This is a genomic window from Roseomonas fluvialis (assembly GCF_022846615.1).
Lineage (GTDB): Bacteria > Pseudomonadota > Alphaproteobacteria > Acetobacterales > Acetobacteraceae > Neoroseomonas > Neoroseomonas fluvialis.
In genome coordinates this window covers 3,330,954-3,351,340 of sequence record NZ_AP025637.1, presented here as the reverse complement: position 1 = coordinate 3,351,340, position 20,387 = coordinate 3,330,954, and the positions used below count along the sequence as shown (strand labels likewise).

The following is a 20,387-nucleotide window of genomic DNA, read 5'->3' as shown; positions in this document are numbered from 1 at the left end:
GACCACTCGCCGGGGCGGCGATCGCACCTTATCCTGGAAACCACGCTACGGGAGGAATACGCGATGCGCGTCATCATCGCAGGCGGGGGGATCGGCGGGCTGGTCGCGGCACTGTCGCTGCACGCGGCTGGCATCGAGGTCGAGGTGTTCGAACAGAGCGCCGAGATCCGCCCGCTCGGCGTCGGCATCAACGTGCTGCCGCACGCGATGCGCGAATTGACGGAACTCGGGCTGCAGGACCGCGTCTGCGCGGCCGGCGTGGTCACGCGCGAACTCGCCTACGCCAACCGCTTCGGCCAGATGATCTGGTCTGAACCGCGCGGGCGGCACGCCGGCTACACCTGGCCGCAGGTGTCGATCCATCGCGGGCGGCTGCACATGCTGTTGCTCGAGGTCGCGCGCGAAAGGCTGGGAGATGCGCGCATCCACCTTGGCGCGCGGCTCGCGGAATTCGCGGATGAGGCGAACGGCGTGGTCGCGCGCTTCGAGGACGGCCGCAGCGCGCAGGGCGACGTGCTGATCGCCGCCGACGGCATCCACTCGGCCGCCCGCACGCGCTTCTACCCCGATGAAGGCCCGCCGCTGTGGCAGGGCGCGATCCTGTGGCGCGCGACATCCATCGCCGCGCCCTTCCTGACCGGCGCGACCATGGCCGTGATCGGCAACCGCGACGAGAAATTCGTCGTCTACCCCATCGCCGACCTGCCCGATGGCCGCAAGCTGACCAACTGGATCGCCGAACGCCGCGTCGACCCGAACCAGGACTGGAAGCGCGAGGACTGGAACCGCCCCGGCCGCATCGAGGATTTTCTGCAATGGTTCAAGGATTGGACCTACGACTGGCTCGACGTGCCTGCGCTGATCCATTCCGCGCAATCCATCTACGAATTCCCCATGGTGGACCGCGACCCGCTGACGCGCTGGACGCATGGGCGCGTCACGCTGCTCGGCGATGCGGCGCATCCGCTCTATCCGATCGGGTCGAACGGGTCCTCGCAGGCCATCCTGGATGCGCGCACGCTCGCCCTGCAACTCGCGACGCATCGCGATCCGGTCGAGGCCCTGCACGCCTACGAGGCGATCCGCCGCCCCGCCACCGCCGCGCTGCTGGAAGCAACGCGCGGCGATGGGCCTGACCTGGTGCTGGACATCGCCGAATCCCGCGCGCCCGATGGCTTTGCCGACATCGAGACGGTGATGCCGCTGACCGAGCGCACCGAGATCGCGACGCACTACAAGCGCCTGGCCGGCTTCGAGCCCGCCACGTTGAACGCGCGCCCCAGCCTCTCGCCGCCGAGGAAAGCCGCATGAGCCAGCACTACCTGCCGGTTCGCGAGGAGTGGCTCGCGCGCCGCGTCGAGGACATCCTCGACCCCGGCCAGCGCATCATCGACCCGCATCACCACCTGTGGGATCGGCCAGGCTGGCGCTATCTGCTCGATGACATCCTGGCCGATATCCGCACCGGCCACGACGTGCGCGCGACCGTGCTGGTGCAGGCGCGCGCCTTCCACCGCGCCGATGGGCCCGAGGAACTGCGCCCGGTCGGCGAGACGCAATTCGCCGCCGGCATCGCCGCGATGTGCGAGAGCGGCACCTATGGCGATGTGCGCGTCTGCGCCGGCATCGTCGGCCATGCCGACCTCACGCGCGGTGCGGCCGCGGGTGCGGTGCTCGATGCGCATATCGCTGCCGGCAACGGGCGCTTCCGCGGCATCCGCCACAGCGCGACCTGGGACCCCGATCCCGAGATGCTGAACCCGGCCTATACGCCCGCCGAGGACATGCTGGATTCACCCGGCTTCCGCGCCGGCTACGCGGAACTCGGCAAGCGCGGCCTGTCCTTCGAGGCCTGGCTGTATTTCCACCAGATCCCGCGCCTGGTGCGCCTGGCGCAGGCGCATCCCGAGGTGCCGGTCGTGCTGAACCATTGCGGCGGGGTGCTCGGCATCCGCGGCTATGCCGGCAAGCGTGACGAGGTGTTTGCGGCGTGGTCGGCCAACATGCGCGCGCTCGCCGCCTGCCCGAATGTGGTGGTGAAATGCGGCGGGCTGGGCATGCGCCTGCCGGGCTTTGGGCTGGAGCAGGGCGAGATCGCGCCGTCGTCGCAGATGCTCGCGGATGCCTGGCGCCCCTGGATGGGACCGATCATCGAGATGTTCGGCACCAGCCGCTGCATGTTCGAGAGCAACTTCCCCGTGGACAAGGGTGGCTTCGGCTATGCCGCCGGGTGGAATGCGTTCAAGCGGCTGGCGGCGGGTGCCTCGGCCGCGGAGAAGGACGATCTGTTCCGCGGCACCGCCGCCCGCTTCTACAGGATCGACGCATGACCCAGCACCGCTTCTGCACCGTGGCCGATGAGGGCCGCCTGCGCATCGTCACACTCAACCGCCCGGAGGTGATGAACGCGCTGCACAGCGAGGCGCATGCCGAACTCTCGCAGGTCTGGGACGAATTCGCCGCGCGCGACGACCTGTGGGTCGGCATCGTCACCGGCGCCGGCGATCGTGCGTTTTCCGCCGGCAACGACCTGAAGGTGCAGGCGGCTGGCAAGCGCGGCCCGACGCCGCCCTCGGGCTTCGCGGGCCTGACCACGCGCTTTGATCTCGACAAGCCGCTGATCGCCGCGGTGAATGGCATCGCGATGGGCGGCGGGTTCGAGATCGCGCTGGCCTGCGACCTCATCGTCGCTGCCGAGAACGCCGTCTTCGCGCTGCCCGAACCGCGCGTGGGGCTGGTGGCCGGGGCAGGGGGCGTTCACCGCCTGCCGCGCATGATCGGGCAGAAGCAGGCGCTCGGCATGATCCTGACCGGGCGGCGCGTGCCCGCCGCTGAGGGCAAGACGCTCGGCTTCGTCAACGAGGTGGTGCCGGCTGGCGAGGCGCTGGCGGCGGCGAAGCGCTGGGCGGCGCTGATCCTGGAATGCTCGCCGCTGGCGGTGCGCGCCTCCAAGCAATGCGTCTATGCGGGGATGGATGCGCCGACGCTGCGCGAGGCGGTGACCACCATGTACCCGTCCCAGCAGCGCAACCGCGACAGCGAGGATTACGTCGAAGGTCCGCGCGCCTTCGCCGAGAAGCGCAAGCCGGACTGGAAGAACCGCTAGAGTTCCGGCTCGAACCCCAGCCCGGGCGTGGAGGGCACCGCGATCGCGCCCCCCCGCGGCACCAGCGCCGGATAGGGCGGGCGTGCCAGGTCGGCGAAGTAGATCTCGATCGGCTCGGCCTCCTCGACCGCGGCCAGCACATGCAGCGTCGCCAGCAGGCCGGGGCCGAAATACGGGCAATGGGGCACCAGGCGCACGCCGGCCTCGCGCGCCAGTTCCACGATCTCCATCATGGCCGATACGCCACCGACCTTGGTGATGGACGGCTGCGCCACATCGACCGCGCGCAGTTCCAGCATGCGGCAGAAATCCTCCACCGTGCCGTTGCATTCACCGGCCGCAATCGGCACCGGCGATGCGGCGCGGATGCGCGCGATGGCGGGGATGTCCTCGGGCGGCCAGATCGGTTCCTCGACCCAGGCGGCGTTCATGCCGGCCACGTCCTCGCAGAACTGCACGGCCTCGTCCTCGGTGTTCCAGACGCAGTTGATGTCGAGCATCAGCGGCGTATCCGGTGCGGCCTGGTGGGCGGCGCGTATGCAGGCCAGGTCGAATTCGTGCAGCTTGATGTGGCGATAGCCGCGCGACAGTGCCTCAGTCACGTTGCGCGCGACGTCGTCGGGCTTTCCGTACCGCAGCAGCGAGGCATAGGCCGGCACCGAGGCCCGCGCCGCATCGCCCAGCAGCGTGTGCAGCGGCACTCCGGCGGCCTTGGCACGGATATCCCACAGCGCAATGTCGATGGCCGAAAGGCCGAAGCTCACCGCGCCGTTGCGGCCGAAATTATGGAAGCGGCGTGCCAGCATCCGCATCAGCGTGGCAATGTCGCGCGCATCCTGCCCGATGCAGGCTGGGCCGATCAGCCGGTCGACTGCATCCTTCGTGGTCTCGACCAGTGTGAAGCCGAAGCCCTCGCCCCAGCCATGCAGGCCGTCCTCGGTCTCGACGCGCACTAGCAGCGTGTCCATCGCGCGCAGATGCAGGTTGCCACCGGCACCGGCCGCGCTGGCGCCGAAGGTGAAGTCCGTGCGGTGATGATGCGTGGTGACGCGGCTGATCCGCATGGCGCTGCCTTCCCTGGCCGGCGTGTCTTGCTGGTCGGCATCTGGCGATGTATCGCGCGCGCATGCAAGCCGCTGGCCCCCGGATGATCCGCCGCGTTTTCCAGGCCGGGGAGCGCCAGGTCACCCTCGACGTGCGCGATGATTCGAGCACGCATCTGGTGATCCGCGAAGTCTTCCAGGATGGCGTCTATGCGCCGGTCGCGGGCATCGCGCCGCCGCGCGTGGTGCTCGACATCGGCGGGCATATCGGCCTGACCTCGGCGTTCTTCCGCCTGGTCTATCCGCATGCGGCGATCATCGCGGTCGAGCCCGACCCGTCATCCTTCGCGATCCTGTCGGGCAATGCGGAGCGCATCGGCAATTGCCGCGCCTTCAAGCTCGGCCTGTACGAACGCGATGCGATCGCGCATTTCAACGCGGCGCAGATCTCCGTGCTCAGTTCCCTGTTCCCGTTGCAACATGAGGGCGTCCCCAGCACGGCGACGCAGGTGCGCCTGCGCCATGCCGGCGCCTTCGCCGACGAACTCAGCGCGCAATTCGCGCTGCCCGGCTTCGACCTGATCAAGATCGACACCGAGGGTGCGGAACTCGCGATCCTCGGTGCGCTCGGCGACCGCGTGGCGCAGGCGAATGTCATCCACCTGGAATTCCACAGCGCCGCCGACCGCCGCGCCATCGACGACCTGTTGTGCCGTACGCATGTGCTTGCGCGCGGGCGGATCGACAAGCCGGATCTCGGCACGCTCACCTATGTCGCGAAGCGCCTGACCAGCGCGACCTGACCGCGCTTCCGCAGCGGCGCGATTTCGCCGATGATCCCGCCTGGCGCGGCACGGCTGGCCGCCCAGGGAGGAACCATCATGAACCGCCGCACGCTGATGCTGCTGGCCGCCGCACTGCCCGCGCCCGCGATCGCGCAGCCCGCCTGGCCCGACCGTCCGATCCGCGTGGTGGTGCCCTTCGCTGCCGGTGGCCCGTCGGACATCGTGGTGCGGCTGCTGGCGCCGCGGATGTCCGCGACGCTCGGCCAGCCCATCGTGGTGGACAACCGTGCGGGCGCGGGCGGCGTGACGGGGGTCGATGCGGTGGCGAAGGCCGCACCGGATGGATACACGATCGGCATCGGCAGCGCCGGCGGGCTCGCGATTTCGCCGCGGCTGGATCGCGGCACGCCGTATGACCCGCTGCGGGACCTGGCGCCGCTGACGCTTGGCGTGCTGGTGCCCGAACCGCTGGTGGTGCCGGCCGCGGCCCCCTTCCGGACTGTGGCGGAGCTGGTGGCCGCGGCGAAGGCGCAGCCGGGGCGGCTGAACTACGGCTCCGCCGGGTCGGGCAGCATGCCGCATTTGGCGGGCGAGCTGTTCCGCATGGCGGCGGGGATCGAGGTCACGCATGTGTCCTACCGCGGTGGCGCGCCGCTGGCGCTGGCCATCCTGCAGAACGAGGTGCAGCTGGGCTTCGCGGACCTGCCCATCCTGCTGCCGCATATCCGCGGCGGCGCGCTGCGCGCGCTGGCGGTCGGCACGCAGCAGCGGCTCGAATGGATCCCCGACGTGCCGACCATGGCCGAGGTCGGCCTGCCCACGGTCGATGCCAACAACTGGCACGGCTTCGTCGCCCCCGCGCGCACGCCGCAGCCGGTGCTGGACCGCCTGCACGGCGCGCTGGCCGGCGCGCTGAACGACCCCGACATCCGCCGCGCGCTGCATGATCAGGGGGCCATTCCTGGCGGCAACAGCCAGGCGGAATTCGCCGCCTTCCTGCGCGCCGAACTCGACAAGTGGGGCGGCGTGATCCAGCGCGCCGGCGTGCGCGCGGATTAGCCGCCGATGGTCTGCAGCACGTCGAAGCCCTCGAATTGCGGCGGGCCGAGCGTGGTACCCTTCATCCCGCCCGCGCCGGCATGGGCACGGCGGAACTGCTCCGATCGCGTCCAGCCTTCGAAGGCATCCTTCGACGCCCAGACCGTCAGCGACGAATACAGGATGTGGTCATCCGCTGCTGGGCCCTTCAGCAAATGGAAGGTCATGAAGCCCGGCACCTCGTGCAGGTGGCTTTCGCGCGTCAGCCAGGCCTGTTCGAAGGCGGGTGCGTGCTCGGGAATGACGCGGAAGCGATTGGCGGCGACGAACATGGCGTTTCTCCTGCTGGAGCCATTGCGCGGCAGGGCCGGGCTTCGCGCAAGGGGGCGCGCGTGAACATGCGTGCAAGGGCACGCGCGTGAGCGACCGTGCGGCCTGGGAGGCGGTTGCCGATTGGTACCACGCCTGGTTCACCGGGATCGTGCTCGCGGCCGTCGCGCGGCGTGGGCCGGCGGATGCGGCGGCACTGGTCTTCGCCGTGTTCCGTCGCCAGCAGGCCGAGACCTTCCTGCCCGGCCTGCGGAAGCTTGGATTGGACGGCCTCCCGCCGGCGGTGGCGGCGGCGCGCTACCACTACCTGTCGAATGTCATCGGCGGCGTCGGCGTCGAGTATGTCGAGGAGAACCCCCGCAAGGCCTGGATCCGCTACCCGCCGCCGCGTTGGATCTGGCCCGGTGCCACGATCTGCGGCATCCCATCCGAGGTGAATGCCGCGATGCTGCGCGGATGGCACGCGAACAACGGTGTGATGCTGGGCTGCCCTGGCCTCGGCTTCGTCTGCACCGGGCAGACCGTGGATGGCGATCCGGGGCTCGAGGGCTACTACATCGAGCACGACCGCGCCCTCGCCGAACCCGATCGCCTGCGCTTCGCGAAGCACGAGGCCATGCCGCGCTTCGACGCCACGCGCGCGCCGCGCCTGCCCACCGCCGCCTGGCCGCAGGAGCGCGTTGCCAAGGCAAGGCGCGGCTATGCCATGACCTATTGCCGCACGGCGCTGCAGGCGGCGGTCGATGTCTTCGGCGTCGAGCAGGGCGGTGCCTTGCTCGCGCATGCCGCGCGCCTCGTCGGCCTGCAGCATGTCCATGCGACGGCGGCGGCGCTGGGTGCGCGGGACTTCATTGCCTTCATGGTCGCGCTGGCGCAGGCGGAAGGCGACGCCGCGCGCACCGACCTGCAGCCCGATGGCAGCCTGGTGGTGCGTCGCGACGGCTGCGCCCCGCTGCGCGGCATCGCCGACCCGCACCCGGCGATGCAGGATGCCTGGGAGGCGCTGCTGCATGGCGCGCTGGCGGGCTGGGACCGCTTCGCGCGGCTCGACAGGGTGGGCGCGCTGGCCTGGCGGATCAGACCCGGCTGACCGCCCGCGCCACCGCGCCGCTCAATACCGTCGCGTCGTCATTCGGCATCGCCGGCCGCCGTCATGATCCGCAGCAGGCTCTCATCGCGCCCCAGCGCCCAGAGCACCGAATTGATCGGCGGGCTCATCAGGCTGCCGCACAGCGCGGCGCGCAGCGGCTGCGCGATGTCCTTCAGCTTCACGCCCTTTACGTCGGCGTAGTCGCGCAGCCAGTACTCGAGGTCGGCCTTCTCCCACGGCGCATCGGCCAGGAACTCCCCGACGTCGCGCAGCCGTGCGCGCGCCTCCGGCGTCAAGGCGGCCAGCGCCTTGTCGTCGATCGCCGGCAGGCTCTCATGTGCGGCGAAGGCGGCCGCCCCGGCCAACTCCTCCAGTGTGCGCGCGCGTTCCTTGAGGTCGGGCATCAGCATCGCCACGCGCTCGGCGCCATTGGTGCCGAACAGCGCGCCGCGCTTGGCCAGGATTTCCAGCACCGCGCGCGTCAGCCGCGCATCGTCGGCCTGGCGCAGATACACGCCGTTCAGGTGCGTCAGCTTGGCGTAGTCCATGCGCGACGCCGACCGCCCGACATCCTTGATGTCGAACAGCTCGACCGCGCGGTCGTGGGGCACGATCTCCTCGTCGCCATGCCCCCAGCCCAGGCGCAGCAGGTAGTTGTTCACCGCTTCGGGCAGGTAGCCCTGCTCGCGAAAATCCAGCACCGACACCGCGCCGTGGCGCTTGGACAGCTTCGCCCCGTCCGCCCCGTGGATCAGTGGGATATGGGCGAAGTGCGGCCGTCGCCAGCCCATCGCGTCGTACACCATGCATTGGCGGAAGGTGTTGGTCAGGTGGTCGTCGCCGCGGATGACGTGGGTGATCTCCATGTCGTGGTCGTCCACGACAACCGCATGCAGGTAGGTGGGCGACCCGTCCGACCGCAGGATGATCATGTCGTCCAGCTCGGCATTGCCCACGCGCACCTCGCCCTGCACCAGGTCCTCCACCACCGTCTCGCCATCGATCGGCGCCTTGATGCGGATGACGAAGGGCTTGCCCTGCTGTTCCGGGCCGGGCTCGCGGTCGCGCCAGCGGCGGTCGTAGCGCGGCGGGCGGCCCTCGGCGGCGGCCTGTTCGCGCATCTGCGTCAGTTCCTCGGGCGTCGCCCAGCAGCGATAGGCGCGGCCCGCGGCGAGCAGCGCGTGCGCCACCTCGGCATGGCGCGCCTCGCGCGCCGCCTGGAACACCGGCGGTTCGTCCGGCGAAAGACCCAGCCAGGTCAGGCTCTCGAGGATCTGGTCCACCGCCGCCTGGGTCGATCGTTCCTTGTCGGTGTCCTCGATGCGCAGCAGGTAGGCGCCCTTGTGGTGGCGCGCGAACAGGTAGTTGAACAGCGCGGTGCGCGCGCCGCCGATATGCAGGTAGCCGGTGGGGGAGGGCGCGAAACGGGTGCGGACGGTCATGTCACCTGGGCTCGGTCAGCGGAGCGCCCGTTAGACCAGATCGACCGGGCGGGGTGAACCCGCAAGCGGCGCGTCCGCGTCCCGGCCTCCATCGATTCCGCCCGCGATCCGGATGCGCCGCGGCACTCAGGAGGCCCGGCGCGCGCGGGGCCGGATCACCGCCGCGCTGCAGACCTGGGCGCGGGCGATACGCCACCTCGGGCGAACCGCCGCCAGCGCCTTGTTTTCGCGCGCATCTTCGCCCCGATCGCGGGATTCCCCGCGACCGGCGTCTGCTCTAGAATGAACGCGGAAGTTGCGGAACTCTCCCCTGTCCAGCACCGTCGCGCGAAATACCGCCGGCCGCCTCGGCGCCGCCCTGGTCCAGCGCCTGGACCTGGCGCTGGCGGTCGAACGCGGCCGCTTGGCGCCGTGGCTCGCGGTGGCGATGGGCGCGGGGATCCTCGGCTATTTCGCGCTGCGCGAGGAACCATCCTGGTGGTTCGCCACATTCGGCCCCTTGCTGGTGGTGCTGGCCTGGATCGTCGCGACACGCGCGCCGCATCTGGGCTGGCTGCTGGGTCTCGTTGGCGCGGCGGGTCTCGGCTTCGGCGCTGCGCTGCTGCATGCCGCCGCCGCCCCGCCCGCCGCCGCCCCGCCGCTGCGCGCCCTGGCGCTCAGCGGCATCGTCCAGGATATCGACCTGCTGCCCGAGGGCCTGCGCGTCACGCTGCACCAGGTCCGCTTCGCCCCCGACGAAGGGGTGCAGCCCCGCAGCATCCGCGTCCGGCTGCGCGCCAACGACCCCGCCCGCCCCGCGCCCGGGGACAGCATCGCGGTGCGCGCCCTGGTGCGCGCGCCCTCCGCGCCCGCCTATCCCGGTGCCTGGGATTTCCAGCGCGCCGCTTTCTTCGCCGGGCAGGGGGGGGCGGGCTTCGCCATCGGCCCTGCCACGGTCACGCCCGGCGCGGGCGGCGCGCCGCCGTTGGCAGGGCTGCGGGCCACGATCGAGGCGCGTGTCACCGGCGCCGTCCCCGGGGCCGCGGGGGCCGTTGCCGCCGCCATGCTGACCGGCGGGCAATCCGCCATCCCGCGCGCCGACATGGCCGCGATGCGGGATTCCGGGCTGGCGCATCTTCTGTCGGTCTCGGGCCTGCACATCGCGATCGTGATGGGCGTGACCTTCTGGGTCGTGCGCTTCCTGATCGCCTGCTGGCGCTGGCTGGCGCTGCGGGTGGACGGCAAGGTCTGGGCGGGGCTGGCGGCACTCGGCGCAGGTGGCTTCTACATGCTGCTGACGGGATCGCAGGTGCCCATGCAGCGGTCCTTCGCCATGGCCGCGCTGGTCACGCTGGCGCTGCTGTCGGGGCGCCATGCCATCACGATGCGGGGTCTCGCGCTCGCCGCGGCGGCGGTCATGCTGCTGGCGCCGGATGCGCTGCTCGGCCCGTCCTTCCAGATGTCGTTCGCCGCCGTGCTGGCGCTGGTGGCGGGGTGGGAGGCGATGCGCGGCCCGCTGCGGCGCCTGCAGGGCGATGGCGCCTGGTGGCGGCGCGGCGCGGTCTTCGTGGTGGGGCTGGTCGGCACCTCGGTTCTGGCGGGGCTCGCCACCGCGCCCTTCGGCCTTGCGCATTTCGGCCGGCTGCAATGGTTCGGCGTGGCGGCGAATGCGGTGGCGGTGCCGCTCACCTCGGTGCTGGTGATGCCCGCGGCCATGCTGGCCGCGCTGCTGATGCCGGTGGGCCTCGATGGCCCGGCGCTGGCCGTGCTGGGCTGGGGGTGCGGGGCTGTGCTGGCGGTGGCACGCGAAGTCGCCTCCTGGCCCGGTGCCGCGAGCACGGCGCGGCCGATCCCGCCCTGGGGACTGTTGTGCTTCGCCTTCGGGCTGCTGTGGCTGTGCCTGTGGCGAGCGCGCTGGCGCTGGGCGGGCGTGCCGCTGATGTGCCTCGGCCTCGCCAGCCCTGCGCTGCATCGCCCGCCGGACCTGCTGGTGTCGGGCGATGCGCGCCTCGTCGGCTTCGCCGCCGACGGCGCGTTCTGGCTGCAGCGACAATCGGGTGCGTCGAACCTGGTGCGCGAAAGTTGGCTGCGCGCGCACGGCCTGGCGCAGGCGCAGCCCTTCCCGCGCGAGGGCGAGGCCGCCGGCGGTGCCATCGCCTGCCGCCCCGGCGCCTGCACGCTGCGCGCAACCCCGGATGGCCCGGCCGCGGCGCTGCTGCGTGGGGACCCGCCCGAGGCCGCCTGCGGACGCGCCGCGGTGGTGGTCTCGGCGGAACCGGTGCGCGGGCGCTGCGCCGGCAGCCAGGTGGTGGACCGCTTCGCGGTGTGGCGGAACGGCCCGCACGCGGTGTGGCTCGCGCCCGGTGGCGCGCAGGTGGTCTCCGACCGCGCCTTCCGTGGCGCACGCCCTTGGGTGCCGCCCCCGCCCAGCCCCCGCGCGCGGGACGAACTGCCCCCCGCGCCGGTCGAATGACGCGGCCGACCGCTGCGACCGCGGGGCGCGCCGCTACAGGAACACCCAGCCCTGCACCGGCGTGAAGCTGCTGATGACGTTGATCGAGATATCCCGGATGCCGTCGCCGTTCGCGTCACCCTGGATGGCGTAGTATTCGCCCGGTGTCGTGACCTCGACGCGCAACTGCCCCGCGCTGGCGGCGCCTGCCGCCCCGAAGGCGGCCGTGCCGATCCAGGTGAAGGCCTGGTTGCCCGCCAGAAGGCTGTTCGCGTCGACCAGCCTGAGGTCGATCCGGTCTACCCCGAGCGCGGCCGAGAAGGTGAAGTCGAGGATGACGTCGGCAGCCGACGCCGGGCTGTCGTTCAGCGAGCCGAAGCGGAACTGGTCGGAGCCGGCCCCGCCGGTCATGGAATCGCTGTTCAGCCCGCCGATCAGGATATCGTTGCCGATCCCGCCCTCGAGCACGTCGTTCCCACCCAGCCCCGACAGCAGGTTCGCATTGTCATTGCCGATGATGGTGTTCGCGAGCCCATTGCCCGTGCCGTTCAGCAACGTCGTGCCCGCCAGCACCAGGTTCTCGACATTGACGGCGAGCGTGGCCGCGGTGCCCGTCGTGACGAAGACCGTGTCGGTGCCCTGGTTCGCTGCCTCGACCACCACGTCGCCTTCGGTGACGATGTAGGTGTCGTCGTTCGCCCCGCCGAGCAGGCGGTCGATCCCCGCCCCGCCATCCAGCGTGTCGTTGCCCGCCGCGCCCGAGAGCGTGTCCGCGGCGGTATTGCCGGTCAGCGCATTGGCCAGCCCGTTGCCGGCGAAGTTGTGCGCGATCGTGTTGGTGCCGACGATGTTGTCGACATTCAGGCCGAGCACGAGCGTGGCGCGCGTGGTCAGGATCGTGTCGATGCCCTGGTTCGCGAGTTCGACGACCACGTCGGCCGTCGTGTCCAGGATGTAGGTATCGTCGTTCGTGCCGCCGATCAGGCGGTCGATGCCCGCGCCGCCCTCGAGCGTGTCGTTGCCGCCGCGGCCCTCGAGCGTGTCGTTGCCCTCGGCGCCGCCGAGATAATTGGCGATCCCGCTGCCGCGCACAATGTCGTTGGCGGTACTGCCGATCGCGTTCTCGAAGCCGAGCACGGTGTCGATGCTGCCGCCGTAATCGGTGGCGCGCCCGGTCAGCAGGTCGATGGTCACGCCCTGCACCGGCAGCCGGTCGCCGGCCTCGTTGCTGGTGAATTCCGTTCCGTCGGGGGAGAAGCCCAGCACGTAGCTCAGCGTATCGTCCCCGCCGAACGCATTGACCAGGTCGGCCCCGCCGGCCGGCCCGATCAGGTTGGCGCCGTTCGATCCGTTGATGGTGTCGTCGCCGAAGGAGGTCGACACGCCCTCGAAGCCGATGATGGTGTCGATGGTCCCGCCGGTGTCGCGTGCGCGGGCGGTGGCGAGGTTGACCGACACGCCGCCCACGTCGATCCCGCCATAGCCGATGATGTCGAAACCGAGGCCGGCATTCACGCTGTCGGCGCCCTCGGACGGTGCAAACCATTCGCCCGCGGCGGTGCCGGTCACCACGTCGTTGAATCCACCGAACAGGACCACCCCGCGGATATTCACCAGCGTGTCCACGCCGCCGCGTCCGTCATTCACGGTGCCGGCGCCCAGGTTGATGTTCAGCCCCACCGTCTGGTCCGCATAGTCGGCGCGCACGAATTCGCCGAGGATCCCCACCAGCGTGTCATTGCCCCCGCCGCCGCGCAGGTCCGAGGTCGAGCGCGCCCCCTGGGCCACGCCGGTCAGGCGGTCGGCGAAGTTGCCGCCGATCGCGTTCTCCATCGAGATCAGCAGGTCGGTGCCGCCTTCGCCATCGGTCGCGATGCCGGTCGTCAGGTTCACGGTCGCGCCGGCGGTGGCGTTGATGTACTCGGCGTAGTCGCCGCCCAGGCCGCCATCGAGCGTGTCGTTGCCCGCACGGCCGCGAAAGCGGTTCTGCTCGGCGCCGCCCAGCATGGAATCCGCAAATGCAGTGCCGGTGATGCGCTCGATGCCCGACAGCGTATCGGTGCCGCCCCAGGCGTCCGTCACGATGCCGGTGACCAGGTTCACCACCACCCCGCGTGTGGCGTCGGGCACCAGGCCCGAGGAGAATTGGAAACCGACGCGGTCCTGCCCGCCGCCGCCATCGATACTGTCGTTGCCGTTGAAGCCGTAGAAGAACTCATCGGCACCGGTGCCGATGATGGTGTCGTTGCCGACCGTGCCCCAGACCTCCTCGACGCTGGAGAGGGTGTCGATGCCGCCTTCGCCGTCCTGCGCGCGGCCGGTGACCAGGTCCACGCTCACCGCACTGGCGGCCTGGCCATAGTCCGCGATGTCGATTCCGCCGCGCCCGTCGATGACATCGCTGCCGGCGCGGCCGCGGAAGCGGTCCACCTCCGCGCTGCCCTGCAGCGTGTCGTTGAGGTCGGTGCCGCGCAGCCCGGCGAAGCCGGAGATGGTGTCCGTACCGCCAACACCGTCGCTCGCGCGCCCGGCCGTGAGGTCGACCGACACGCCCGAGGTCACGGCGCCGCTGCGATAGTCCAGGAAGATGCTGGTATTGCGCGTGGGGTTGTTGTTGGCCAGCAGGTCATTGCCGGCGTTGCCGCGCACGATGAAGGTGAAGACCGACGTGTCGGCGTTGTTGATGGTGATCGTGTCGTTCGCGTTCGACCCGTTCACTTGCTCGATATTGACGAAGGTGTCGTTGCCCTGGTTCAGCACGAGCGGCCCGGCGGCCGAGGTGCCGCCATTGACGCCGCCCGTCGCGCTGATCGCGACCGAGACGGCGCCGTCCGAATTGGTGGCGAAGAAGCTCAGGACATCGAACCCGTCCCCGCCGTCGATCAGGTCGTTGCCCGCCTGGCCGAACAGCAGGTCGTCGCCGGAATCGCCCGCCAGGATGTCGTTGTCGTTGCCGCCCAGCAGCGTGTCGGCGGCACCCCCCCCGCGCAGCGTGTCCAACCCGCTGCCGCCCTGGATGCTGTCGTTGCCACCCTCGCCAAGGACGCTGTCATCGCCACTGGTGGTCAGCTGGCCGAAGGACGACACCGTATTGGTGATGGTGTCGTTGCCTGCCGTGCCGGTGATGATGGCCATGGCGCCGCCTTTCCGAATGCGCAACCACCATCACTTGCCGGGGGCGGCCGGCACCACGCTATCCGAAGTGCATTTCCAAAACGTAATGCCGCCCTGGGTGGCGGGGCCTGGCCTGATGGCGCGTCAATACCGCCGCAGCAACCCCACCAGCCGCCCCTGCACCTTCACCCGGTCCGGCCCAAAAATCCGCGTCTCATGCCGCGGGTTGGCCGGCTCCAGCGCCACCGAATTGCCGCGCCGGCGAATGCGCTTCAGCGTCACCTCGTTCTCGTCGACCAGTGCGACCACGATGGTGCCGTTCTCGGCCGTCTCGGCGCGCTGGATCAGCACCGTGTCGCCATCGAGGATGCCGGCATCGATCATCGAATCCCCCGCCACTTCCAGCGCGTAGTGCTCCCCCGCGCCGATCAGCGCGGCCGGCACATCCACGCTGGCGCCGTGGTCGCGGAGCGCCTCGATCGGCACGCCGGCCGCGATGCGCCCGAATAGCGGCAGGCTCACCGCGGCGCCGTCGTTCGCAGCCTCGGGCGCGGGGCGCGGCGGGGCAGGGGCGAAAGGCCCGCGGATCACGTTGGGGCCAAGCGGTGCATCGGGCTTGGGCGTGCGCGTGCGTGGCGCCAAATTCTCGGGCAGGCGGATCACCTCGAGCGCGCGGGCGCGATGCGCCCGCCGGCGCAGGAAACCGCGTTCCTCGAGTGCAGTAATCAGGCGATGAATGCCCGACTTGGACTTCAGGCTCAGCGCGCCCTTCATTTCCTCGAACGATGGCGAGAAGCCGGTGTCGCGCAGATGCCGATCGATGAACATCAGCAATTCGTGCTGCTTGCGCGTGAGCATCCGGCAACTCTCCCCATGCCGCGCCCCGCGGCTCGGCGGAACAAAGCGGCAACCTGACCGGTGTTCTAGAAAGGTTCCGGAGTCACAGTCAATGGGATTCGCCTGTGGATGGAATCGCCGCGCGACCGTTCCCCCGCCGCCGTCGCCCTGCCAGGATGCGCCGCCATGGACCGCCCCGACCTCTCCATCCTGATCGCGGCCCATCGCCTGCACGACCTCGCGCCGCGCGCCGTCGCCTCGGTGTTCGACCGCGCCGAAGGGGCCGCAGTCGAACTCGTGCTCGCCTCCGACGACGGGACCGACTACGCGCCCTTGCTGCCGCCCGACCCGCGCCTGCGCTTCGCGCCGGTGGGGCCGGTGCGCAGCGGCGCCCATGCCGCACGCAACCGCGCCCTGGCCATGGCGCGCGGCGCGCATGTGCTGATGCTCGACGCCGACGACGCGCTGGAAGGCCCGCCCGATTCGATCGCGCGCGCGCTGCACCGGGCGCGCGGCGGGGGCGCGGTCGTGGTACCGTCCATCGTGCGGGACCCGGATGGCGCGGCGCTGCGGCGCATCCCGGCCGATGGCCTGGCGCGCTTCGGCTTCATCGGCTGGGCGGAGGCCTTCGCCTCGCTGCATGTCATCGCACGGCGGGACCTGGTGCAGCCCTTCGCGCCGTTCCGCCTGATCGACGACGTTGTCTTCGACCTGCGCGCGCTGGCCGCGGCGGGCGGATGCGCGCCGGTCGCGGACGGCCTCGCGTACCGCTACCAACTGCGCCCGGGCCAGGCGACCGACGTGCCCTGGACGCGCTTCGATGCGGAATACGCGCAAGCGCTCGCCGCCATCGCGCGGGACGGCTTCGGCTTCGCCGACCACGCGCCGGCCGCCGCGCGCGTGCTGCGGCGGTGGCGTGCGATGAACCGGGCGGTCGGCAGCAGCCCGGCCCTTGGCGACTACCATCGCCGCGCGACAGCGCGCGATCGGCGCGCTACACGCCCAACTCCGCCAGGATGATCGCCTCGACCTCCGCCCCCGCCGGCAGGGCGGGTGCGAAGGGCGCGCGCATCACCAAGGCATCGGCGCGCGCGAGGGTCGCCAGCATCGACGAATCCTGCACCGGCGCCGGCGTCACCAGCATCCGCCCCTGCGCATCGACCGACAGCGCCGCGCGCAGGTGGTCGGCGCGACGGTCGTTCTGCGCCAGCGGCACCGCGGTCAGCACGCGCCGCGTCGGCGTCGGCGCCCCCTCGAGGCCCGATAGCCGGGCGATCGCCGGGATCAGGAACACCACGCCGCAGACCAGCGCGCTGACCGGATTGCCCGGCAGCCCCAGCACCGGCGTGCGCCCGAGCCGGCCCCAGATCAACGGCTTGCCCGGCCGCATCGCGATCTTCCAGAAGCCGAGTTCGAAGCCCTCGCCGCCCAGCGCCTGCTGGATCAGGTCGTGGTCGCCCACGCTGGCCCCGCCGGTGGTGACCAGCAGGTCGAAGGCATGCGCACCGGCGGCGACATCCGCGATCGCGGCCGTGTCGTCCGGCGCGATCGGCAGCACCACCGGTTCCCCGCCCGCGGCGCGCACCAGCGCCGCCAGCGCATGCGCGTTGGACGACACGATCCCGCCAGGCGGGATCGGGTCTCCGGGCAGCGCGATCTCGTCGCCCGTCGCCAGGATACCCACGCGCGGGCGCCGGTGCACCGCGAGCCACGGGTTGTTCGACGCCGCCGCCAGCCCGATGTCGCGCGCCGTGAGCTTCCGCCGCGCCGGCAACACCTGCGTGCCCTCCGCGAAGTCCAGCCCGCGCCGGCGGATCCAGCGCCCGGCCTGCACTGTCTCGTTCACCCGCACCGCGCCGTCGGACGGGCTGGCATCCTCCTGCAGCAGGATCGCATCGGCGCCGTCGGGCACGAAGCCGCCGGTGAAGATGCGCACCGCCTCGCCGGGACCGACGCGGCCCGCGAAGGGCCGCCCGGCCGGCGCCGCGCCGGCCATGCGCAGCACCGCGCCCTCCGGCGCATCCGCCGCGCGCACGGCATAGCCATCCATCGCCGAGACATCGGCCGGCGGCTGCGTCAGGCGCGCCACCACGCCCCGCGCCAACACGCGCCCCGCGCCATCGGCCAGCGCCACCGTCTCGGCGGCCGTCGGAGTCAGCGCGGCGATGATCCGCGCGCGGGCTTCCTCGACGGCGAGCAGGTCATTCGCCACGGAACTCGCCCGACTTGCCGCCGTCCTTGTGGACCAGGCGCACATCCTCGATGCGCATGCCGCGGTCAACCGCCTTCACCATGTCGTAGACCGTCAGCGCCGCGACCGTGACCGCGGTCAGCGCCTCCATCTCGACCCCCGTGCGCCCCGTGAGGCTGACGGTGGCCTCGATCGCCACCGCATCCTCACCCTCGGGCTGCAGATCCACCGCGACCTTGCTGATCATCAGCGGATGGCACAGCGGGATCAGCTCGTGCGTCTTCTTGGCCGCCATGATGCCGGCGATGCGCGCCACCCCTAGCACATCGCCCTTGCCAGCACGCCCCTCGCGGATCAGCGCGAGCGTGGCTGGCTGCATCACGATCCGCCCGCGCGCGGTGGCGGTGCGCGCCGTCTCGTCCTTGCCCGACACATCGACCATCGCCGCGCGCCCGGCGGCGTCGAAATGCGTCAGCGCCATCAGCGCGCGTCGACCAGTTCGCGCGCGGCGACGGTGACGTCCGCCTGGCGCATCAGGTGTTCGCCCACCAGGATGCAATGCGCGCCCGCCATCGCCATGCGCCGCACATCGGCCGGCGTGCGGATACCGCTTTCGGCCACTGGCAGCCGGTCGGCCGGCACCAGCGGCGCCAGGTCCTCGGTGGTGCCGATATCGGTCTGCAGCGTGCGCAGGTCGCGGTTGTTGATGCCGATCAGGCGCGTGTTCAGCCCCAGTGCGCGATCGAGCTCGGCGCGGTCATGCACCTCGGCCAGCACCGCCATGTCGAGTGAGCGTGCGAGTTCCAGCAATTCGGCCGCGCGCTCGTTCGACAGGCAGGCCATGATCAGCAGGATGCAGTCCGCCCCCATCGCGCGGGCCTCGAAGACCTGCCAGGGGTGGATCATGAAGTCCTTGCGCAGCACCGGCAGGGAACACGCCGCGCGCCCGGCCTCCAGATGCTCCCGCGCGCCCTGGAAATACGGCCCGTCGGTCAGGATCGACAGACACGCCGCCCCGCCTGCCTCGTAGGCGCGTGCCAGCGCGGCCGGGTCGAACGGGTCGCGGATCAGCCCGCCCGAGGGCGAGGCGCGCTTGATCTCGGCGATCAGCCCGGTGCGGCCTTCGCCGATGCGGTGGCACAGCGCGCCCACGAAGTCGCGCACTGGCGAGGCATGCGCGGCGGCGCGCTCGATCTCGGATTGCGAGGTCGCGGCCATGCGCTCGGCCACCTCGCGTTCCTTGTCGGCGATGATCCGAACCAGCACGTCGGGGACCGAGACGTCGCCGGCAGCGGTGGTGACAACGGTAGGCGCGTTCATGCAGCGGCGTCCTTGGGGGGGCAGAGGGCGCGGAGGCGCGTGAGTACGCCAAGGGCCGCACCGTCGTCTATGGCGCGGGCGGCGATGGCCGCCCCCTCGTGCAGGTCGTGTGCCCGGCCGGCCACGACAAGCGACGCCGCCGCATTCAGCAGCACCACGTCGCGATAGGGGCCCGGCGCGCCGCGCAGCAGGGCTTCCAGCGCGACGGCGTTCTGCGCCGGATCGCCGCCCTTCAGCGCCGAGGCCGGCGCGCGCGCCAGCCCGGCATCCTCGGGTGTGACCGTGAACTCGCGCAGCGTCCCGTCGGCCTCGAGCGAGACCACCTGGCTCTCGCCCGCGAGCGTCAGTTCATCGAGGCCCTGCCCATGCACCAGCCAGGCGCGGTCCGTGCCCAGCCGTGCCAGGGCCTCGGCCATAGGGCGCAGCCATTCCGGGGCGAAGGCGCCGGTCATTTGGCGCTTCACCCGCGCGGGGTTCGCGAGCGGACCGAGCAGGTTGAAGATGGTGCGCGTGCCCAGTTCCACCCGCGGCCCCGCGGCGTGGCGCATAGATGCGTGATGCCGCGGCGCCATCAGGAACACCATGCCGGCCTCGGCCAGCACGGCCGGCAGGCGGTCCATCGGCACGTCCAGAGAGATGCCCAGGGCCGAGATCGCATCCGCCGCGCCCGACTTTGACGACAGCGCGCGGTTGCCGTGCTTGGCCACCGGCACGCCCGCGCCCGCCACGACCATGGCGGTGGTGGTGGAAATATTCAGTGTGCCGGCCGAATCCCCGCCCGTGCCCACGATGTCCATCGCGTCCGGCGGCGCGTCGATCGCCACCATGCGCGCGCGCATCGCGCGCACCGCGCCGGTCATCTCGGCTACCGTCTCGCCGCGCACGCGCATCGCCATCAGCAGCCCGGCGATCTGCGCGGGCGTTGCCTCGCCGGCCATGATGATGCCGAAGGCTTCCTCGGCCTCGGCCTCGGTCAGCCTTTCGCCGGCGGCAAGCCGCGCCAGGATGGGCTTGAGCGACATCAGGCCGCGACGGGTGTCGGCAGCGTCGCACCCGCCAGCACGAGGAAGTTCCGCAGCAGGTCGTGCCCATGGGCGGAGGCGATGCTCTCCGGATGGAACTGCACGCCCGAAATCGGCAGGTCGCGATGCTTCAGCCCCATCGCGATGCCGTCCTCGGTCCAGGCCGTGACCTCGAGGCAATCGGGCATGGTGGCGCGCTCGACGATCAGCGAATGGTAGCGCGTGGCGGCAAACGGGGAGGGGATGCCGGCGAAGACATCCGCCCCAGCGTGATGCACCTGCCAAACCTTGCCGTGCACCGGTTCCGGCGCGCGGATCACGCGGCCGCCGAAGGCCTGCCCGATCGCCTGGTGACCGAGGCACACCCCCAGCACCGGCAGCCGCACCTCGGCCGCCAGGCTGATCAGCGGCAGGCAGATGCCGGCCTCGTTCGGCGTGCAGGGGCCGGGCGAGAGCACCACCGCCTCCGGCTGCATCGCGAGCACCCCCTGCGGGTCGATCGCGTCGTTGCGGCGCACCTCCACCTTCGCCCCCAGGTCACCCAGGAAGTGAAACAGGTTGAAGGTGAAACTGTCGTAGTTGTCGATCAGCAGGATCATGGGCGTGATGCTTGGACCGGGGCGCGGGGGGAATCAAGC

18 protein-coding genes are annotated in these 20,387 nt (G+C 71.2%); 8 read left to right on the top strand and 10 right to left on the bottom strand.

What is annotated here, in order from left to right; translation table 11 throughout:
• Positions 1 to 63: 63 nt before the first annotated feature.
• From MWM08_RS16315 to MWM08_RS16305, 3 genes are read left to right on the top strand one after another with little or no spacing between them, the layout of a single operon-like run.
• On the top strand, positions 64 to 1,311 hold the full coding sequence (locus MWM08_RS16315; RefSeq protein ID WP_244407556.1) for a flavin-dependent oxidoreductase: 1,248 nt from the start codon (positions 64 to 66) through the stop codon (positions 1,309 to 1,311).
• The gene (locus MWM08_RS16310) at positions 1,308 to 2,330 is read left to right on the top strand and encodes an amidohydrolase family protein (RefSeq protein ID WP_244407555.1); all 1,023 of its coding nucleotides are present in this window, start codon (positions 1,308 to 1,310) and stop codon (positions 2,328 to 2,330) included. Before MWM08_RS16315 ends, MWM08_RS16310 begins: the two co-directional genes overlap by 4 nt.
• Complete coding sequence (locus tag MWM08_RS16305; protein WP_244407554.1) at positions 2,327 to 3,106, top strand: enoyl-CoA hydratase-related protein; 780 nt, start codon at positions 2,327 to 2,329, stop codon at positions 3,104 to 3,106. Before MWM08_RS16310 ends, MWM08_RS16305 begins: the two co-directional genes overlap by 4 nt.
• Here the strand turns inward: MWM08_RS16305 and MWM08_RS16300 are convergent.
• On the bottom strand, positions 3,103 to 4,170 hold the full coding sequence (locus tag MWM08_RS16300) for a mandelate racemase/muconate lactonizing enzyme family protein (RefSeq protein ID WP_244407553.1): 1,068 nt from the start codon (positions 4,168 to 4,170) through the stop codon (positions 3,103 to 3,105). The genes MWM08_RS16305 and MWM08_RS16300 overlap by 4 nt on opposite strands.
• 83 nt (positions 4,171 to 4,253) lie before the next feature.
• Here MWM08_RS16300 and MWM08_RS16295 point away from each other — a divergent pair, with 83 nt between their 5' ends.
• Together MWM08_RS16295 and MWM08_RS16290 are read left to right on the top strand one after the other, a co-directional pair.
• Positions 4,254 to 4,952 carry an FkbM family methyltransferase gene (locus tag MWM08_RS16295; protein ID WP_244407552.1) on the top strand — a complete coding sequence of 233 codons (699 nt, stop codon included), beginning with the start codon at positions 4,254 to 4,256 and terminating at the stop codon, positions 4,950 to 4,952.
• Between the two features lie 78 nt (positions 4,953 to 5,030).
• A complete protein-coding gene (locus MWM08_RS16290) occupies positions 5,031 to 5,993 on the top strand; it encodes a Bug family tripartite tricarboxylate transporter substrate binding protein (protein ID WP_244407551.1) in 963 nt (320 codons plus the stop codon).
• On the opposite strand, the gene hmuQ is transcribed toward MWM08_RS16290, so the two are convergent.
• Complete coding sequence (gene hmuQ / locus MWM08_RS16285; RefSeq protein ID WP_244407550.1) at positions 5,990 to 6,304, bottom strand: heme-degrading protein HmuQ; 315 nt, start codon at positions 6,302 to 6,304, stop codon at positions 5,990 to 5,992. The genes MWM08_RS16290 and hmuQ overlap by 4 nt on opposite strands.
• Positions 6,305 to 6,390: 86 nt before the next feature.
• Here hmuQ and MWM08_RS16280 point away from each other — a divergent pair, with 86 nt between their 5' ends.
• Positions 6,391 to 7,392 carry a hypothetical protein gene (locus MWM08_RS16280; RefSeq protein ID WP_244407549.1) on the top strand — a complete coding sequence of 334 codons (1,002 nt, stop codon included), beginning with the start codon at positions 6,391 to 6,393 and terminating at the stop codon, positions 7,390 to 7,392.
• 38 nt (positions 7,393 to 7,430) lie between these two features.
• On the opposite strand, the gene gltX is transcribed toward MWM08_RS16280, so the two are convergent.
• Positions 7,431 to 8,834 carry a glutamate--tRNA ligase gene (gene gltX, locus MWM08_RS16275; RefSeq protein WP_244407548.1) on the bottom strand — a complete coding sequence of 468 codons (1,404 nt, stop codon included), beginning with the start codon at positions 8,832 to 8,834 and terminating at the stop codon, positions 7,431 to 7,433.
• Between the two features lie 295 nt (positions 8,835 to 9,129).
• On the opposite strand from gltX, the gene MWM08_RS16270 reads away from it, so the two are divergent.
• On the top strand, positions 9,130 to 11,286 hold the full coding sequence (locus MWM08_RS16270; protein WP_244407547.1) for a ComEC/Rec2 family competence protein: 2,157 nt from the start codon (positions 9,130 to 9,132) through the stop codon (positions 11,284 to 11,286).
• Positions 11,287 to 11,319: 33 nt separating this feature from the next.
• Here the strand turns inward: MWM08_RS16270 and MWM08_RS16260 are convergent, their stop codons facing one another.
• Positions 11,320 to 14,400: a beta strand repeat-containing protein gene (locus MWM08_RS16260; protein ID WP_279323207.1), complete on the bottom strand. Its 3,081-nt coding sequence runs from the start codon at positions 14,398 to 14,400 to the stop codon at positions 11,320 to 11,322.
• A gap of 123 nt (positions 14,401 to 14,523) precedes the next feature.
• Positions 14,524 to 15,237, bottom strand: a complete 714-nt coding sequence (lexA, locus tag MWM08_RS16255; protein ID WP_244407546.1) for a transcriptional repressor LexA — start codon at positions 15,235 to 15,237, stop codon at positions 14,524 to 14,526.
• Between the two features lie 165 nt (positions 15,238 to 15,402).
• On the opposite strand from lexA, the gene MWM08_RS16250 reads away from it, so the two are divergent.
• Complete coding sequence (locus tag MWM08_RS16250; protein ID WP_244407545.1) at positions 15,403 to 16,236, top strand: glycosyltransferase family 2 protein; 834 nt, start codon at positions 15,403 to 15,405, stop codon at positions 16,234 to 16,236.
• On the opposite strand, the gene MWM08_RS16245 is transcribed toward MWM08_RS16250, so the two are convergent.
• From MWM08_RS16245 to MWM08_RS16225, 5 genes are read right to left on the bottom strand one after another with little or no spacing between them, the layout of a single operon-like run.
• The gene (locus MWM08_RS16245; RefSeq protein WP_244459979.1) at positions 16,211 to 17,416 is read right to left on the bottom strand and encodes a molybdopterin molybdotransferase MoeA; all 1,206 of its coding nucleotides are present in this window, start codon (positions 17,414 to 17,416) and stop codon (positions 16,211 to 16,213) included. The two genes, MWM08_RS16250 and MWM08_RS16245, sit on opposite strands and share 26 nt — an antisense overlap.
• Position 17,417: 1 nt before the next feature.
• Entirely contained in the window at positions 17,418 to 17,891 is a 474-nt protein-coding gene (gene moaC, locus MWM08_RS16240; protein WP_244459978.1) for a cyclic pyranopterin monophosphate synthase MoaC, read from the bottom strand.
• Positions 17,888 to 18,727, bottom strand: a complete 840-nt coding sequence (gene trpC / locus MWM08_RS16235; protein ID WP_244407544.1) for an indole-3-glycerol phosphate synthase TrpC — start codon at positions 18,725 to 18,727, stop codon at positions 17,888 to 17,890. Before trpC ends, moaC begins: the two co-directional genes overlap by 4 nt.
• A complete protein-coding gene (gene trpD, locus MWM08_RS16230) occupies positions 18,724 to 19,749 on the bottom strand; it encodes an anthranilate phosphoribosyltransferase (RefSeq protein WP_244407543.1) in 1,026 nt (341 codons plus the stop codon). Before trpD ends, trpC begins: the two co-directional genes overlap by 4 nt.
• Positions 19,749 to 20,348 carry an anthranilate synthase component II gene (locus MWM08_RS16225; protein WP_244407542.1) on the bottom strand — a complete coding sequence of 200 codons (600 nt, stop codon included), beginning with the start codon at positions 20,346 to 20,348 and terminating at the stop codon, positions 19,749 to 19,751. The genes trpD and MWM08_RS16225 overlap by 1 nt, the downstream gene beginning before the upstream one ends.
• Between the last annotated feature and the right edge of the window lie 39 nt (positions 20,349 to 20,387).